Annotated in this window: 17 protein-coding genes and 2 pseudogenes; 12 read left to right on the forward strand and 7 right to left on the reverse strand. The window is 59.8% G+C overall.

Annotation, left to right across the window (positions count from 1 at the left end):
* The first annotated feature begins 87 nt into the window (after nt 1-87).
* From AC10V3_RS25850 to AC10V3_RS25870, 5 genes and pseudogenes are all read left to right on the forward strand, one after another.
* Nucleotides 88-537 carry a GNAT family N-acetyltransferase gene (locus tag AC10V3_RS25850; RefSeq protein ID WP_490924199.1) on the forward strand — a complete coding sequence of 150 codons (450 nt, stop codon included), beginning with the start codon at nt 88-90 and terminating at the stop codon, nt 535-537.
* 206 nt (nt 538-743) lie between these two features.
* Nucleotides 744-1,700, forward strand: a complete 957-nt coding sequence (locus tag AC10V3_RS25855) for an AraC family transcriptional regulator (RefSeq protein WP_454752894.1) — start codon at nt 744-746, stop codon at nt 1,698-1,700.
* Nucleotides 1,701-2,123: 423 nt separating this feature from the next.
* On the forward strand, nt 2,124-2,630 hold the full coding sequence (locus AC10V3_RS25860; protein ID WP_454752895.1) for a YkgB family protein: 507 nt from the start codon (nt 2,124-2,126) through the stop codon (nt 2,628-2,630).
* A 53-nt stretch (nt 2,631-2,683) separates the two neighbouring features.
* Nucleotides 2,684-3,169: a Rid family hydrolase gene (locus AC10V3_RS25865; RefSeq protein WP_454752896.1), complete on the forward strand. Its 486-nt coding sequence runs from the start codon at nt 2,684-2,686 to the stop codon at nt 3,167-3,169.
* A gap of 24 nt (nt 3,170-3,193) precedes the next feature.
* Nucleotides 3,194-3,317, forward strand: a pseudogene (locus AC10V3_RS25870) (IS110 family transposase); the annotation flags it as partial.
* A 22-nt stretch (nt 3,318-3,339) separates the two neighbouring features.
* On the opposite strand, the gene pdxR reads toward AC10V3_RS25870, so the two are convergent.
* Nucleotides 3,340-4,755, reverse strand: a complete 1,416-nt coding sequence (pdxR, locus tag AC10V3_RS25875) for a MocR-like pyridoxine biosynthesis transcription factor PdxR (protein WP_490924200.1) — start codon at nt 4,753-4,755, stop codon at nt 3,340-3,342.
* 115 nt (nt 4,756-4,870) lie between these two features.
* Here pdxR and AC10V3_RS25880 point away from each other — a divergent pair, with 115 nt between their 5' ends.
* Nucleotides 4,871-5,728 carry a helix-turn-helix domain-containing protein gene (locus tag AC10V3_RS25880; protein WP_490924201.1) on the forward strand — a complete coding sequence of 286 codons (858 nt, stop codon included), beginning with the start codon at nt 4,871-4,873 and terminating at the stop codon, nt 5,726-5,728.
* Between the two features lie 344 nt (nt 5,729-6,072).
* On the opposite strand, the gene AC10V3_RS25885 is transcribed toward AC10V3_RS25880, so the two are convergent.
* Together AC10V3_RS25885 and AC10V3_RS25890 are read right to left on the reverse strand one after the other, a co-directional pair.
* A complete protein-coding gene (locus tag AC10V3_RS25885; protein WP_454752899.1) occupies nt 6,073-6,276 on the reverse strand; it encodes a PNPOx family protein in 204 nt (67 codons plus the stop codon).
* A complete protein-coding gene (locus AC10V3_RS25890; protein WP_490924202.1) occupies nt 6,273-7,070 on the reverse strand; it encodes a gamma-glutamyl-gamma-aminobutyrate hydrolase family protein in 798 nt (265 codons plus the stop codon). Before AC10V3_RS25890 ends, AC10V3_RS25885 begins: the two co-directional genes overlap by 4 nt.
* Nucleotides 7,071-7,953: 883 nt before the next feature.
* Here AC10V3_RS25890 and AC10V3_RS25895 point away from each other — a divergent pair.
* Nucleotides 7,954-8,473: pseudogene (locus AC10V3_RS25895) on the forward strand (integrase core domain-containing protein); the annotation flags it as partial.
* Between the two features lie 410 nt (nt 8,474-8,883).
* Here the strand turns inward: AC10V3_RS25895 and AC10V3_RS25900 are convergent.
* Entirely contained in the window at nt 8,884-9,348 is a 465-nt protein-coding gene (locus tag AC10V3_RS25900; RefSeq protein WP_454752901.1) for a hemerythrin domain-containing protein, read from the reverse strand.
* Nucleotides 9,349-9,407: 59 nt separating this feature from the next.
* Nucleotides 9,408-9,584 carry a hypothetical protein gene (locus AC10V3_RS25905; RefSeq protein WP_490924203.1) on the reverse strand — a complete coding sequence of 59 codons (177 nt, stop codon included), beginning with the start codon at nt 9,582-9,584 and terminating at the stop codon, nt 9,408-9,410.
* 155 nt (nt 9,585-9,739) lie between these two features.
* Between AC10V3_RS25905 and AC10V3_RS25910 the strand changes: the two genes are divergently transcribed.
* The gene (locus AC10V3_RS25910) at nt 9,740-9,955 is read left to right on the forward strand and encodes a hypothetical protein (RefSeq protein WP_490924204.1); all 216 of its coding nucleotides are present in this window, start codon (nt 9,740-9,742) and stop codon (nt 9,953-9,955) included.
* Nucleotides 9,956-10,590: 635 nt separating this feature from the next.
* Nucleotides 10,591-10,809 (forward strand): DUF2188 domain-containing protein, encoded by a 219-nt coding sequence (locus tag AC10V3_RS25915; protein ID WP_454752904.1) that lies wholly within the window; start codon nt 10,591-10,593, stop codon nt 10,807-10,809.
* 174 nt (nt 10,810-10,983) lie between these two features.
* On the opposite strand, the gene AC10V3_RS25920 is transcribed toward AC10V3_RS25915, so the two are convergent.
* Nucleotides 10,984-11,958 carry an IS5 family transposase gene (locus AC10V3_RS25920; protein ID WP_490924205.1) on the reverse strand — a complete coding sequence of 325 codons (975 nt, stop codon included), beginning with the start codon at nt 11,956-11,958 and terminating at the stop codon, nt 10,984-10,986.
* 405 nt (nt 11,959-12,363) lie between these two features.
* Here AC10V3_RS25920 and AC10V3_RS25925 point away from each other — a divergent pair, with 405 nt between their 5' ends.
* A complete protein-coding gene (locus tag AC10V3_RS25925) occupies nt 12,364-12,570 on the forward strand; it encodes a DUF2188 domain-containing protein (RefSeq protein WP_454753540.1) in 207 nt (68 codons plus the stop codon).
* 673 nt (nt 12,571-13,243) lie between these two features.
* Here the strand turns inward: AC10V3_RS25925 and AC10V3_RS25930 are convergent.
* The gene (locus AC10V3_RS25930) at nt 13,244-14,362 is read right to left on the reverse strand and encodes an ATP-binding protein (RefSeq protein ID WP_490924206.1); all 1,119 of its coding nucleotides are present in this window, start codon (nt 14,360-14,362) and stop codon (nt 13,244-13,246) included.
* A gap of 115 nt (nt 14,363-14,477) precedes the next feature.
* On the opposite strand from AC10V3_RS25930, the gene AC10V3_RS25935 reads away from it, so the two are divergent.
* The gene (locus AC10V3_RS25935; protein WP_490924207.1) at nt 14,478-14,873 is read left to right on the forward strand and encodes a response regulator; all 396 of its coding nucleotides are present in this window, start codon (nt 14,478-14,480) and stop codon (nt 14,871-14,873) included.
* Nucleotides 14,874-15,572: 699 nt separating this feature from the next.
* Nucleotides 15,573-16,658, forward strand: coding sequence for an IS630 family transposase (locus AC10V3_RS25940; protein WP_490924208.1), 1,086 nt, complete (start codon nt 15,573-15,575; stop codon nt 16,656-16,658).
* Nucleotides 16,659-17,069: the final 411 nt, after the last annotated feature.

Consider the following 17,069-nt stretch of genomic DNA (forward strand, 5'->3'; position numbering starts at 1 on the left):
ACGGGCGCAACATTCACGCAGCGACTATTGACCGCCATAGATGACGGCCAGTGCATGAATGCACATCTTTTATTTCAGGAATATTCTATGCAATCAGTCGAGATAAAATCCATTGATAACTACGATTTTGATATGTGGCTTCCGCTGTGGAAAGGCTATCAGCGATTTTACGAAGTGGATATCCCCGAGTCCGTGACGCTGAATACCTGGAGGCGCTTCTTGGACCCAGGCGAACCGATGCATGCAGCGCTTGCCATGGTGGGCGAACAAGCATTGGGGCTGGTGCATTCGATCTACCATCGATCTGCCTGGACGACGGTCGACTACTGCTGTCTTCAGGACCTGTTTGTTGCTGACAATGCGCGTGGCGGCGGCATCGGTCGCTCGCTGGTCGAGCATGTCTATGCGGAAGCGAGACGTCGTGGGGCGTCCCGTGTGCACTGGCTGACACACGAATCCAACCATAACGGCAGGCAGCTTTACGACCGCATCGCTGATCGCTCGGGTTTCATCCAGTACCGGAAGCTATTGGCCTAACCCGCTGATGCGGGTACTGTCTCAGGACTCGTTCGGCGTACCGCTATCCTCCGTGATCCTGGCTAGGTCGCGATAGATGGTTGCAATCGAGCAGCCCGGCCGGTGCGCAACGTGTCCGATCAACTCGTGCACTGGGGCCATGCGGTGCGTACAACCGGTGTGCAACCGCAATAAGACGCTTGAGCGTTTCAAGTTCCCGAGGTCCTATGTCCCAAGTCGACTGGCTGAGCCATCTCCTGCAAATGATCAACATCACTGGCCAGCTGGAGGTCCGCTGCGTCTATGGTGCGCCATGGCGTGTGGCCTGGGATCAGTCCGCGGCGCACGAGATTCCCTACCACGTCGTGCTCAAGGGCCGGGCCATTATTGAGGATCCGGAGACGGGGACAGCCAGGGAGCTAGTGGATGGAGATATCGTGCTGTTGCCTCACGGGTCGGCGCACGTGCTGCACGATGGCAGCGGACATGCGCCGGGTCTTACCTACAATCGTCAAGGTTCTGCAGGATGGACGCTCAGCGAGAATGATGGCCAGGGCGAGCATCTGGACATGTTGTGCGGGCGATTTTTCATCGGGCCGCCCCATGATCGGCTGATTCGCGATTATCTACCCACGACTCTCGTGGTACGGGCCATGGACGGCCGTGGTGAAGAGGGCATCGTGTCCGCTTCGAACCACCTGGCCAGTCTCGTGGGGCTGATGCGCATGGAGTCCACTGGCGACAAACCGGGCGGATACGCCATGCTCAACGCGCTTAGTTTCGCGCTGTTCACACTGGTACTGCGCGCGGCGAGCGAATCCGAACAGGCCCCGGCAGGCTTGTTGGCGCTTGCCGGCCATCCACGACTGGCCCCGGCCATTTCAGCCATGTTCGCCGATCCCGCGCGACCCTGGAACCTGTCTGATCTGGCCGACTTGTGCAGCATGTCACGCGCCACCTTCATGCGGCACTTTCAGGCCAATCTGGGGCGCTCGGCCAACGAACTGCTGACCGATATCCGGATGAGCCTGGCCGCCAACGAGCTGAAGAAGCCGGCGATGACCACTGAGGCCGTGGCCGACTTAGTCGGGTATCGATCCGTAGCGGCATTCCGGCGTGTGTTCACCGACAAGATGGAGATGACGCCGGGGCAATGGCGCCGCCTGGCGCGCGAGGCCGAGTAATGCGCTTCGCTTTCCGTGTGCAGCTTCGATGAGGCGCTATACGCGCCGGCGCAAGTTAGGCCATTCCTTCGAGCGGAGCTCGTTCGCGTCAGGCTCTAGCAATGACGCGCGGTCCGACATGCACGCCCGGTAGCGACTATCCCAGAGCCGTGGCGGACTGGAATGTCATTGTCGTTGCGTTTCGTTCGGGCAGACAATCCACGACGCGCTTGCCTATATCTGCAAGCAGCTGAACCTCGATCTCGACGAGACGATTTGCGGCGTGCCGTGCTGTGCCGCCGTTTTTGGGATGGATTGCCCCGCTATTTTGATCCTTGTGGGCATTTGATTGAGCAAAGGTAGTCTCGAAATCGATATCTGGTGGGCCTACAGTGGAGGCTCCTAAACTAACCACCCGATGAACAACTTGAATGGGAAACCCCAATGACCACTCGTGCAAATCAGTTTCGTCTACGAATCGCTGAAAAGAGCGTTGGATCGCTCTCTCTTCTGGCCCTACTCAGATGGGCACTGGTCGTCATCTTTCTTTGGTTCGGTGGAATGAAATTCACCGCTTACGAAGCCAACGGCATCGCTCCATTCATCGCCAGCAGTCCCATCATGAGCTGGTTGCACACCCTATTCGGAGTTCAACGGACAAGTTACGTTATAGGTGTACTTGAGCTGTCGACCGCAGCGGCTCTGATTCTCGGAGCCTTCCAGCCCATTTTCTCCGCATTGGGAGCGGCGATGTCGGCTGCGACCTATCTGATCACGCTCACCTTTATCTTGACTACCCCCGGCGTAGCAGAAGCGACGGCGGGTGGACTTCCGGCCATTTCAGCTATGCCTGGCCAGTTCCTTCTTAAGGATCTCGTTCTGCTGGCTGCATCGCTTTCTCTCCTTCTGGCATCTGTCCAGGGCTCATGGTCCAACGCTCAGAAGTCATGAGGAGAACAAATGGCCCGGACATCCGGGCCGGCTTATTCAACAGGAGATCAGATATGACCAACACGACGGCGGCGAATGGCAAAGAGGCTGCCTATCACGGTGTGCCGGCGGAAGACGACTACGGCTATGCACAGGCAATCAAGATCGGAAACATGATCTATGTGTCCGGCCAGCTCAGCCACGACGACAAGGGCGTCATGATCGCGCCTGCTGCGCTCGATGGAACCGGCAAGCCAGCCGACTTCTCGATGATGGCGGAGCAGATGCGGGTGACCTATGCAAACGCTGCAACGATCCTGGCACAGTTCGGAGCCACCCTCGACCACGTGGTGGAAGAGACGCTCTATGTCCTCGATGTCGATGAGGCGTTTGCAGTAGCGGGCAAGGTGCGCAAAGAAGCCTACGCCAAGGCGCGGCCTCAGTGCGCCAGCAATCTGATCGGCGTATCGAGGCTGGCCTTTCCGGAGCAGCTTATTGAGATCGTCTTCAAGGCGGTGCTTGCTGACGTGCACGAGCAGCACCCCGTCGAACCAGCTTAATGAACGGCACGACAGGCCAGCGACACGCTGGTCATGGAGGCCTGCGCTGGCGCCCATTTGTCTTGCGCGAGAACTGCAGGCACTCGGCCACGATGCCAAGCTAATCGCACCGCAGTACGTCAGGCCGTTTGTGAAAGGCAACAAGAACGTGCGACGCCCTTGGCACTGCGCTAGCAATATCGGTCAATGATCTCGAACAGACGACAGCATGATGTAGCGAGGTGGGGTTCAGGCGCCGTCGCAACCCCGAGTAATAGACCGGGTAAGGCCCAGGATGGAGTCGCGAACCACGCCGATAATGGCGATGGTGCCATGCCAAAGTTCATCGCTTCCCGAGCGATCTGCACGTCGGGCGCGCCGTCGGGGAGCCTGAGAAGTACTGCCAGGCCGGCCTTAACCCACTCTGCGTCGCGCATTCGCAACTGCTCGCAAAGCGCGTCACGCTGGGCAGAATATAGACGCTTGAGCCGACGGATGCGCCGGATGTAGTGGCCATCACGCATAAATTGAGCCGTGGCGAGTTGAATTACTGGTGAGGGCGCGGGCGCAAGCGTTGCGGCTACTTCGGAGAACGGGGTGGCCAGTTCGGCTGGCGCCACAACAAATCCGAGTCGCAGCCCCGGGCTTATAGTCTTGCTGAAAGTACCTATGTGGATAACCCGGTTGCCCTCGCCCAAAGACGCCAAGGCGGGTGCTGCCCTGCCTTCTAGTTGTAGCTCGCTGAGGTAGTCATCTTCGATGATCCAGGCGTCGTTCGAGACCGCCCAATCAAGCAGCTGAAGCCGTCGCCTCAAAGACAGGGTCGAGCCCAAGGGAGCTTGTTGACCGGGCGTCACGACGGCTAACGCAGCGTCCGCGGCGTTCTCGATTCCGTAGCCTACGTTGAGGCCTTCGGCATCCACCGGTACCAGAACGATACTCAAACGAGCGAGCTCTAACGCCTTCCGGGTAACAATGAAACCGGGCTCTTCCATCCAAACCTTCTTACCGTCCAAACCTAACACTCGTAGTGCAAGACCTAAGCCGGAGCTGTATCCCGAAGTGATAAACACCTGCTCTGGGAAGCAGTGAAGGTTTCTAGAGATAGAGAGATAGCCTGCAAGCTCTCGGCGCAGTGCGAACTCCCCTCTAGGATCGGGATAGACCAATGACGAGAAAGATCCCGTCTTCAATAGATTCGAAGAGCGCGCGCGTGCGAAAAGCTTTTCCGGTAGGCCTTCCAGCGCCGGAATGCCGAGCTGAAAGATCGCTGGCCCGGCCCCGGCGTGCATCTCCTGATAGGTTCTCATAAAAGCTCCGGGCTGCGGCGCTTCTGGTCGAGCCGCCGGCGCGCGGGGCCGCGGCGCCACGCGGGTGCCCCTTGCTCCGCATGTTTCGATCATCTGGGAGTCGGATAACCGTTCATACGCCGCTTGAACTGTACCGCGCGCCACACCAAGGTGCGCAGCTAGGTCCTGCCACGAGGGCAATCGGGTGCCAGGTTCGAGCAGGCCAGACTCTATTGCCCTGGCAATACTCATACGAATTTGTTCCGACAGGGGTAGCTTCGCTGTCCGGTCGAGGTGAATCTGCAGTCCCGAGTCCATATTCTTAGTACACACAAAAATGGGGAATCTTGGTTCTTATATTTGTGCCATCGAAGGTTCAAACTGCACCGGTCAAGACGGAGCGACCGGACTATGATCTGGTAGGAGACTGAAAGTGGTACGTATCGTCACCAACGCGCATCAGAGCCGTACCACCGGCATCTGGGCAAACACGGAAGTGGAAGTCATCGAATACGGCGAACTGCAGGATGTGGCTCGCCCGATCGGATCCCAAAGTGTCAGCCTGCGGGCGGCCTTGCGTGAAATCGGCGGCCGTATCGAGGCACGCTACAAGCCGTCCAAACCGCTTGCCGATTGCTATCGCGGCAATGACCACCTCAGCCTGATCGAACGCGGCGGCGAAGCGTACGGCTATACCCCGTTCATTCGCGGTTTCCGCTGCGTGGCGATCCATTTCGACGATACGCTGCTGGGTGAGGCCTGCGGCACCGCCAGCGGCGCGGACCATTTCCATTCGCGCCTCATGTTCGAGAACAAACCGATCTGGGCCATGGCCGATCGGCTTGCACTGGCATGCGTCACGCCCCGCATCGGCCAGCGGCTCTACTGCGAGAGCCTGGTCGGCTTGCTCGCCGTGGAGCTTGCCAGGCTTGGCACCACTGCGCCGCTCCTGGCCTGCAAGGGAGGGATCGCGCCCTTCCGGCTGCGCCGTATCCTCGATTACATCGAAGACCATCTTGGTGACAACATCGCCATCACGGAGTTAGCTGCTATGGCCGAAGTCAGTCTCCCGCATTTCATGCGCGCCTTTCGTACGTCCACCGGTGAGGCGCCGCTGCGGTTCATCATGCAGCGACGCGTCACCCGTGCCACGCGACTGCTGTTGGAAACCAGCACGCCGCTGATGAAGATCGCACACGACTGCGGCTTCGCCGACCGGTCGCATATGACCAGGTGCTTTCGCCGCATCGCCGGCAACACGCCGGCACGCATCCGTCGCGAGCGCTCGTGAGTCGCGTGACGAAACATCAGCCATCGCATCGGCCCGGCTCCGGCCCCAAAGGGGCTCCGATCGTCCGCGCCTGCCGGCGCCAAGCCCGCAGATGGCCGACGCCGCGCCAATGCCAGCGAACAGCCACAGGACTCCCTTCCAGCCGCCGCCTGGATGCAGCAAACCAGCCGCCGCGGGCCCCAGCGCCGCGATGGCGTAGCCGACACCCTGCGACATTCCTGAGAGACGTGCCGCGACCGAAGCATCACTGAAGCGCATGCCGATTGTTGTCAGCCTCAATGCAAGCAGGCTGCCGTGGACCATGCGGAGACAGATGATGATTACGCCAGGCGTCGCTGTCGGCATCAGCATGCAACCAGTGCCTGGTAGTCGCCATGTCTCCAGATCATTGTCGGCGTCGCAAACGGCTGGTCGCCAATCTGATACGACACTACGCCATAGAGCGCGGAATCCATGATCTCGCGGATAGCCTGCTTGTCGTTGGAGCCTCTGCTGCCGAACAGTCGCACCCGCGAGCGGTCTGTGACGGGGTAGCTGGTGTCGTTCATGGCGACGTCCTTTCCACGATTCCCCAGCTTGGCACATACCGGCGGCATGCATCGCCAAAGCGCATGAATAGCGATTGCGAGAGCCGATCTGTGCTCGCGCTGACTTCCGGATGCCACTGAACGCCGATAGCGAAGTCGGCATCCACGCCCCGGATTGCCTCGATCAATCCGTCAGCATGCATAGCTTCCGCCGCCAAGCCTTCGCCCAGCGTACGAATACCCTGCATGTGTAGCGAATTCACGAGTGCTACGTCGGCGCGCAGCCAGTCATGGAGCAGGCCGTCCGGAGCAAGGGAAACCCTGTGTTTGTAGCGGTAACGCATGTCGAGCGGCTCCGACAGGTTTTCCCGATGGTGCTCGTTGTGGCCGGCCGCGTAGATATCGGCATGCAGTGTGCCGCCGAAGGCGACATTCATCTCCCGGAAGCCACGGCCGATCGCGAGCATCGGAAGGCGCTGCGACATGGCGCCGCGAATCAGTTGCAAGGCGACATGGTCGCGCGCGGGATCGAGCGCGAACCCCGCTGGCTCTTTGCCTCCGTAGAGGGCCGGAGCGACATTGGAAGCGCCACCGGGGAACAGCAGACCGGACATGATCCGGAGATAGGGTGTGACATCGGAAATCGCGCCGGTCGCTGGAATGAAAACCGGCGCAACGCCGGCTACATCGCTCAATGCACGGCGATAGCTTTCCTTGACGCCATGTTGATCGTGTTCACCGACAAAAAAACGGTCGCAGACAATTCCGACGAGAGGCAGGTTGGTGTGGCACGGAAGGCCGGGTGGGGACGTCATGGCGGGGCTTCGTTTGTGCATGATGCTGTCAGCCGATGGTATGCGAAGGTGTCGCCGGCTTGAACGCCTGAGCGTCATTTGGCAGCACACTCATGCAAAACATGATTGAAGAAGAAAAAAGCCAGCCGGAGGCCTAGGCGGCGAAGTAGCGTAACGGTGGGACGGCTCAGAAGCGCGGTGTCATCGTCAACGCCAAAACTAACAAGCCATTCACTTATGATGGCCCATGCGTACAGTATGGTTTGACGGAGGCTTATGATGAAAAAGCATCCGGTCAGGCGAGAAGTGCAGTGCGGGAGTTCATCGAAACTATGCTCAAGGCGCGATGACCCAGCCAATGGGCTGAGGAACGCATGATCGGTGGAATGCGCTGTCGGATGCTACGCATAATTGCGGTCATGCACATATTGCATCACCGCTATAACTACCTGTTCGCCGGCTCCGACGGCGGCGGCGGACGCGGGCCGGAAGCGGCCAGGCGCTGTACGCGGTTGAAAGGCTGCTTCTCGGCCAACTCGGTCATCCGACCTAGCTGCGTCGTATGGCGCGAGGTGGCCGGCTACTGCCGTTGTGTTCCGCCGGACTCGCAAACAAGGGGGAGTTGCTGCGCGCGTGGTCAGGATGCTCGTGACGCCGGCGTTGCCAGGGTGCGGCGATAAGGCACGGTAACGTTGTGCTTGCCGTGCATTGTCAGCATGCAGATGTGTCGCGCGCCATATGCTCCTTGGAGACTTCTTATGCATGACGAAGGTATGCACCATGCGCCGCGGCTCTAGCGTAATTCTTGGTATGCTCATGGCAATACGGCTCGTGTACGGTTGTCTTCTGCCAGCAGCCCCAGCACCTCGTGGGTCGTCGACGTGCAGACGCCGGAAAAGGGTGGCGCCAACGGCAGTCAACTGGCCCCGGCTCTGGTGGACGGCAGAGCGATGAGGCCGTGCTGGCCTACCTGCGCGCCATCCATGCCGAGGTCAAGCAGGAATACGGTTGGCCGCGCATGCATAAGGAGCTGCTCGCGCGCGGCGTCAGGGTGGGCAAGGAGCGGGTGCGTCGCCTGCCTGGTTCCGGCGCCGCCCGGATCAGGGGGTGATCTTCCACAGTGACCGTGGCAGCCAGTATTGCAGCGGGCTCTTCCAGGACACTCTCAAGGCGTATGGCATGCGTTCGTCGATGAGCCGGCGCGGCGATTGCTGGGTAATGCGCCGACCGAAAGCCTGTGGGATTCGCTGAAGGTCGCACGACTGCACGGTCCGCGCTTCGCGACGCGGCGTGCCGTGATGGATGAAATCGTCGACTGGCTCGGCTTCTACAATGCTCGCCGACTGCATTCGACATTGAACTACGTCAGCCCCATGGAGTTTGAGAAGAATTGGGCCGCTGCTCAGCAAGGGCAAGCGGCTTGATGGCTCGGCTATGGGATTCGTGAAACAGGGGCAAGGTCAGATCACGATGTCCACTTCGGCAGATGGTGATGTCAAGACCGTCGCGGCTGGACATCTCGAAGCCCCCTCAGCAAGGGTGAAAATGCAATCACGAATCCTCTCCAAGTATCACGTCTACGGCCGCCCGTCCCGCCAACTCCGCCACGAGGTGAGCCCAACGACGGGAGTATGGGCCGCCAAAAACCCTTATACGCTTGCCTATGGCGGCGATACTTGGTGCGGGTATGGGGCCTTTGACCTGGAACCAAACGTCGAACATGTCCTTGGATGAAGTCTTGAGATTGACATGGATACCGAATCCCCGATACTCTGTCACGCGCTCCATACGTCCCCTTGAAATACGGCAAGTCGCGCCGGACCACAAGTGTCGCTCACGCTGGCTCGCCAAGACGCTCCGATTTCCGTGCTTCGAGTTGCGCGGCCACTTCGCTAAGGTCGATCCGCGCCTTGATCACCGCGGGAAAGAGTTCGCCTTCCTCTTCCTCGACATGGTGGCCGACATACTCAGCTAGGACCTTGTAGTTCGCTTCGAGCGTGTCCGGATCTCCCGCTTCGATCTTGGAGATCAGCGTCTTCGCCACGTCGTGCTCGACCTTGGCTTCATCAAGCATGCCGTCAAGCTTTTGTGAGGCGTCGCGCAGGGCGGGGTAGAAGATTTCCTCCTCGATCTGCGCATGGACTGACAGCTTCTGACATGTCTCCGTTGCGATCGCGTGTTTTTCTGTGGAGGCTTTCGCGACTTCGAACTGCTTGAACAGTTTCTTCACGGCTCGATGGTCATCCATCAGGAGGCCGAGCGCTGTACGTTGCTCAACGGGTATTTTTGACTTGTCCATGAAGATCTCCGTAGGGAAATTTGCGGATTGTTAGTGGGGTATTGCCGCACGTAGCGCACTCAACGGCGCTTACGCCTTTTTGCCGGCTTCGTGGCTGTCAGCCCGTCGCTCCAAGCCGCCATGATCTGCCTCGCGCCTTCCGTCATCGCAGTGGAGGCCGCACGCTTGCCTTCCGCCGTCATTCGACCGCGCGTTGCTCCGGCCATGCGGTGGGCATTACTGAGCCACATGCTCATGAATGGGTTCTTCTTGTTCCAAGGATTTTTCATGGGATTTGGAGATGCCGTTTCAATGAAACCATGAACCGCCGCGCCACTGATAGTGGTGGCGGTGATTGAAATCAGTTTGAAGTCAGATAGAAGCCATTAACGCCAAGGCATCACGGGCGTCCTTGCCCGCCCTGTTGACCTTGCTGGCTGCCCCCTTGCTGGCCACCCTTCTGGCTGTCTTGATCGCCGTGCTGTTGGCCACCCTGGCCACCCTGTTCGCGTTGGCCGCCGGGCTGATCCTGGTCGCCAGACTGCCCGCCTTGCCGGCTACTCTGATCACCCTGTTGGCCCCCCTGCTGGCCGCCCTGTTGAGGCTGTTGCTGCTGGCCCTGTCCTGATTGCGGTTGCTGTGCCATGTTCGCTCCTATCGCGGCTGAATTGCCGCCTCCCCACTGCGCAAGCGTCGTACCAGGGCAACCACTGGCACCTCATACGGGGGCGCAAAGGCGTGTTTATCGCGCTGTGAGACGCTACTGGGGCGGAAGCGGGCGATTTTGGTCCGAACCAGCGAAGGGGCGACAACAGCGTCCATGCATCTCCGACCGCACTCTGAGCTAGCTTCCCCGGTACGCCGCTTTCTACAAAGACTGCCCAAGTTACCGAGACCTTCATGCCCGGTTGAGGTGGCGGGCGAGGGCACGCCTGGCCCGAGGCGTCCTGCGATCGGTCTGGCAGCGGGAGATTGAAATATGAGGGGTGCCTGACGACGCTACCGAACCTTCCTGGGCCGGCCCGTACCCGCTCCACGCCACAGCTGACCACCAATATTGCCGAATCGGCTGCGGCCGGCCTGCCCCCATCGAAATCAACGAGTGATGTCGTGGCCTGTGCGGCACGCTGCCTTAGAACGGTATGCTCTTCAAACACCTTGACCCTTCGCAAATCACGAAAGTAGGAAAACGTCCGACACAACGTCGGTCTCGTAAATCCTAAAAGGAAGACATGACTCGCTCTCGAACATAGGGGTGTTTGAATGTCAGTTTCAACAGTTCAGGTGACGATTTCCAACGCAGGTCGTTGGGCAGTAGAGGCAGACGACGGACGCGAGCCTGTCACGTACCCATCACGAGCCGCTGCCGTTGCAGCAGGGGTTCATTTGGCGGTGGCAGAGGATGCAGTCCTGATGATCCATGGCGTCAGCGAAGAACCAAGCGCTATCGACTTCAGTTGTGACGCAAAGCTCGTCGATTGATCATTCCCCATGGGCCGCGCGCATTAGGGCTATGCTGAATAAGCGGGGTAAATTGAGTCACGCAGACTGATCAGGAGCTTGTTTGGCCGGAAAAATGGCCCTGGTGACGAGAATTCACCCTCGTGCGCCCCCAATTTTGGGGTGTTGGTGGGGCGCCCGCCCCGCATTCACCCTTTACGGGCGGACTGCTCCCATCAGATGCCCTCGACTCAGGTAGAGATTGGCCAGCGCCAGCGCCGTGAAGGCCCGTCCGCCATTCTTCTTCAGGCCACGGTAGCGGACTTTCGTGAAGCCCCACAGGCGCTTGACCACGGCGAAGACATGTTCAACCCGGGCGCGGATCTTCGATTTGTTACGGTTCTTCCCGCGTTGCACTTCATCAATCAGCCCGTTCCTGCGGGTCCGTTGATTGGTGAAGTCCTTGGCGTGCGGTGCCTTCGATGCGATCAGCTCCTGCTGACTAGCGTACGCACTGTCACCGTAGACACGCCGCTCTTGCCCGTGCAATAGCTGGGGCAGCGCATGCTTGTCGTGAATGTTGGCCGGCGTCACCACCGCTGAATGCGCTAACCCGCTTTGGCTGTCCACGCCGATGTGTAGTTTCAGCCCAAAATGCCACTGCTGACCTTTGCGAGTCTGATGCATCTCGGGGTCGCGTGCCTTCTCTCGGTTCTTCGTCGAACTGGGTGCACTGATGATCGTGGCATCCACAATGGTGCCGGTCTTCAGCTTCACGCCACTGGCTTGCAGGACCCGGCCAACCTCAGCGAACAGGCGTTCGGCAAGCTGATGTTTCTCGAGCAGCCGACGAAACTTCAGCAGCGTAGTGGCGTCCGGCACCGGCTCACGGCCCAGGTCAATCCCTACGAAGCGGCGCAGGCTGGCACTGTCATACAGGGCCTCCTCGCACGCCAGATCTGCCAGGTTGAACCAGTGCTGCAGAAAGTGGATGCGCAGCATCCGCTCCAGACCAATGGGCGGTCGGCCATTGCCTGCCTTTGGGTAGTGCGGATCAATCACGGCGCACAAGGCCGACCACGGCACGATCTGCTCCATCGTCGCGAGAAATTCCTCACGCCGCGTTGGCTTGCGGTGTTGCTCGAAACCTGCACATTGATCCGCACCCGCTGCCAACGTCATCTGCTTCATGTTCATCTCTTTGCGCTCGTGATTCTTCAAATAACGCACCTCATCACGATTCGGAGGACTTGATCAGCATTGCCCTAGACTCCATCGAAGAAGAAGGAGGCGATGCCGCCAACAACATACACGGTGGTGGCCGACGGTTGAAAGCATGAGCCGTTTCATTAGAACGCGCCCGTAGTTGACCACACGCCCTGGAGAATTCGTGGGCGACGCTGCATTCGCCGAGCGAAGCAATGCAAAGCGGCAATGCAAAGCGCTTGTCCAGACCGAGTGGTCCTTTCTTTCATATCACGACGACGTGAAGGCCTGTGCGCTGGCCTGTCGGACAACACCTGATACCGGCGTCCGCCTGGCGCGCGGGAAACTGGATCCAATAACTTCAGGAGACAGCCATGCCAGGGGCAAAACATCCATGTTGTTCCCGCTGGCGACCGCTGGGCCGTTGAGGCGGAGGGCAGCCACGGCCGCGACACCTTCGATACGCAGGAAGAGGCCGTCGCCGCCGGCACGGAGAGGGCCCAGCAGAAGAAGGTCGAGCTGCTGATCCATGGCCGCGACGGCCGGATCCGCGAGCGAAACTCGTACGGCAATGATCCCCGCGACATTCGGGGCTGATGCAATGGCGAGCCGTCAGTCTCCGGCGCCGACGTTGGCCGAGTTGCACCCAACGCTGCTTTGGGAGCGAGAGACGATTCCGCTCGATTCAGGGTGGCTCTATGAAATCAAGACGGGTACCGACTACTGGCAACCACCGGCGGGGCCCCGCTGTTGAAGTCCCGCAACGGCGCCGCAGCTCCGCGGCGGGGCTTTTCCGATGATCCACCTCCGTCTGGTTTGGCGGCACCACTGTTTAGAGAGATGCGTGACCCGGGCGCTTGCGCGAAAGTCGTTACGGGCGGTTCGTCGACTCGCCCACCGTCTTCGAGCCCTTCATGCCCTCGCCCACCCTAGCCGAGGGCTTTTCTTGCCCGGCACGCTATGGCCCCTCGACCTACGCTGAGAATGCGTCGCTCATCTTCAGTATGCCGCGCTTTGCCCTGCCGCTCGGCGGGGCACCTTTCGCCCTCGAGCCACTCGCGTGTCCGCGACCGTGAGCGTCTCCGCACGCCAGGGCTTAGCCACCTGCGTCGGGGCGTGGGCGACCTCGAGTTGTGATTGACTCAGGGCTTTGCCGATCAGCGGGGCGGGTAACGGTCTCAAACCGACCCGAAGCGGCCAACGGCGTCCAGCGGAAGCGGACAGCCGTACCGCAGACTGGCAGCGATCTGCGCGTACCACACAATGCGCGCTATTTGCCACGAGGCAGATTTACAGAGAACACCGTTTCTGTTGCGTCGGATCGCGCATCGATTTCGCCCCCGTGTGCCTTGGCAATCTCGCGCGCGATATACAGTCCGAGCCCCAGACTGTTGTCGGTATTTGTGCCTTGATGGTTCGGGCCGCGCTGGAGTGGATTAAAAATGAGGTCGAGGGTCGACCGCTCAATGGCGGTGCCGGTATTCCTCACTTCCAGTAGGACGTCCGCGCCCTCGTCGGTCACTGTCACACATACAGGCGCGTCTGAAGCTCCGTACTTGATCGCATTTAGTACCAGATTGCCCAACAACTGCTGGAGACGCGGGCCATCCCAGACACCCATGCAGTCACCGACCACGTCCAGATCAATCTGATGGTCCGGGTGTACTACCCGCAACTGGTCCAGCGTATCGGCAAACAACTGGGCCAGATCGATATCGGTTGGCGCGATATTGATACCCAAACCGAGCCTGGCTCGATTGAAATCAACCATATCGTCCAGCAGCGCCTGCATGCGAGCGCCGCTTCTGATCAAGCGGGACGCCGCGTCCGACACTTTTTCGCCGGCGTTCAGCGCCGCCAGATACGACGCTGTAATCTGGATGGTCTGGAGCGGACTGCGCATGTCATGCCCCAACATTCCGAGGAACAGATTACGGGCCAAGTCTACCTGCATGCTGAAAAAGTCTACCGATTCGGCGATTGCCTGATCGATGGCCTCGTTGAAACGGATCATGTCATCCTCGTGATGACTGTCGGGCGCGCACTCGTCCAGCCACAGTCGGAGTACGCTCGCGCGCAGGGCACGGTATTCGGCAACCATCTGGTTGATATCAAAGCCGCTTCGCGCGCGCAGAAGGGCGTGCATCTGGGCGGCTGTCTCTGGAGCTCCAGCCAGTATGGGCGCCTGCCCCGTGGACTTTTCAAATTGTTCCTTCCTGCTTTGGGAAGTAGACAGATCCTTTGCCACAGCCACCAGAATCTGCTGCGCATGGTCCCGTAAGGCCAGCGATCTCATATCTGCCGCTGCTGGCAACTGGGTGCGGGCAAAGTCCTCCCATCGCAACAGAATTGCATCCATATGGTCGAGGATAAAGTCGGCTAATCGCATGTCTGCTCTCGAAGGACGGGAAATGCGTTGCATAACGCATTTTTGCGGTGAGCAAAATTGCTACCTCATTTTGTCGGGTACATCAATTGCTTATGATAGGAAATTGGAGAACCTCATGCCTACCCGAAACGCGGTGTGCCTGCTAATCGCGGACGACGACCCGAATGCGTTGGCAGCATACGAGTTGTTCTTCGACGCCCATGGTTACGCAACCCGGACAACAGGAGACGGCGCGGACGCGCTCGCGGAATACTATGCGTGGCGTCCGGACGCTGTTGTTCTCGACATTCAGATGCCCGGTTTGGACGGGCACGCGGTGGCCAGGGAGATCCGGCGTCTACAATTCGTGCCGGCTCCATTGCTGGTGGCGATTACCGCTCTGGCATCGCCTTCCGAGCACGCCGAATCAATCAGATCCGGATTCGATCATCATTTTGTAAAGCCTGCCGATCTGCCGGCCGTCCTCGCTGCGATAGAGGCCTGCGTAGGCCCTGGGGCCCCGGATGATTAATGACAATCGGCTCCGCGGTCTATGACCGCTTTCCGGCGCGCTAATGACTGGCCGTTCATGGCCGGAAAGCGGCTTCCGTCAGCTGCAAGGCGGTCGAGACTTGCCGAATACAGCCTTGCGCTTCCCGTCCGCTCGGAAAAGCAGTGGGTTGCCTCAGCGAGCGGCGTTCGGACGAAGGTGACTCCGCAACGCGCAAGGAGACGATAAGGCACGATAACGTTGTGCTTATCGCGTGCTCCCCACGCGAAGGGGGCGGGCTTGGTGATCTTGTATCCGAGACATCCACGCGCGGAAGGCAAGGAAGCGTACCCGGATGCCAGAACTGCAGCCGTTGAAAGCGCAGTGACCCGCGGTGGCGGTGGCGACGGCTAAGGTGCAACGAATTGGGCCGCAAAGGGCGACTTGCGTCTACGATGCAAGCCATCGGTCGGTCGATGCCAAGACTGCTAAGCTCCTCTGCTGATGTCACAAGGCCTTTGGGGGGGGCAAAATTCCGTCTTGCGGCCCAATTTGTTGCACCTTAGGTCATTCCTGCGTAGCTGGCTTGTCTAGCCGCTTATTCGTCTCTCCAACGCTGGCTTGTGGCGAAACAAGTCGGCCGGCGGCCCCGAGGCGCTAGTGTAGCGTTCTGTTCTTGATGGAACTTATATGAATTCGGCGTCTCCAATGCCCTACTGCGATACAGCGTGGAGAGAGCGAGTGCGAGTTGCCCCCGAGATCATGTTGACCGACGAGGAGCGAACCAAGTTGACGAGGCTGGTTCGGTCGAAGCTCACGAGCGTGAGGCTGGCGCAGCGCGCGCGCATTGTGCTGCTGGCCGCCAACGGATTGCAGAACAAGGACATCGCCGAGCAGTTGGGAGTCGGACGCGTGCAGGTCTCGCGTTGGCGTGAGCGGTATGCGCAATCGGGGCTGGCCGGTATCGAACGTGACTTGCCGCGCGGTGCGCCGCCGGTGAAGGTGGACACGGCGCGGCTGGTGGAGCTGACCACTCAAACGAAGCCCGTGGCGGCCACGCACTGGAGCACGCGCAAGATGGCCGCCGAGTTGGGCGTGAGCGCCAGCACCGTCATGCGCCATTGGCACGCCCACGGCCTGAAGCCCCATGTCGTGCGCGGCTTCAAGGTCTCGCGCGATCCGCGGTTCGTCGAGAAGCTTGAAGACATCGTTGGCCTCTACATGTCGCCACCCGAGCACGCGCTGGTGCTGTGCTGCGATGAGAAGAGCCAGGTGCAGGCGCTGGATCGCACGCAGCCCGGCTTGCCGTTGAAGAAGGGACGTGCGGCCACCATGATGCACGACTACAAGCGCAACGGCACGACCACGCTGTTTGCCGCGCTCAACGTGCTCGATGGCCAGGTCATCGCCCAGTGCCAGCAGCGCCACCGCCATACCGAGTGGCTGAAGTTCCTGCGCAAGATCGACCGCGAGACGCCCAAGGACAAAACGCTGCATCTGATCGCCGACAACTACGCCACCCACAAGCATCCTGCGGTGCAAGACTGGCTGGCCAAGCATCCGCGCTTCAACATGCACTTCACGCCCACCTCGGCGTCATGGCTGAACATGGTCGAGCGGTTCTTTCGCGACATCACGACCGAGCGACTTCGCCGCGGCGTATTCACCAGCGTGCCGGAACTGGTCGACGCCATCAACGAGTACATCGCTCACCACAACACCAACCCCAAGCCGTTCATCTGGACCAAGAGCGCTCGCGACATCCTACAGAAGGTCATTCGCGCCAACCGCCGCTTAAGTTCCAAACAGAATGGAACATTGCACTAGTGCGGACCTGTCCGGCGCGCGAGGAGGGAGGCCATGCGGGGACGTCGCCCGGCGCCGCACGACGGACTTAGCGTCCGTGTCGAGCACCGAATACGAGCCAATAAGTGAGCTCTTCTTGCTCGGAACCTGGTACTCCCCAACGTTGCCTGGGGCGTTTGCAATCCAATACCCGCCCCAAGTGTTCACGACGGTCTTACCGAGAGCACCACACTGACTCTCATAGCGCTGGCGCCATTCCGCTTTGCGCTCACCGCGCTAAAATCTTCATCGATAATGTGCTCGGAGTACGGCTTGATTCAGGTGGCATTACATCGATTTTTTCCATTGTGTGCTCATAATGACAGGGTGAAAAGAATTTTGCGTCTAAGCTTGATTAGCTTTAGACTATCTTCTCTCATCCCTCGACTGGAA

Source organism: Cupriavidus sp. PB-02 (genome assembly GCF_058252315.1).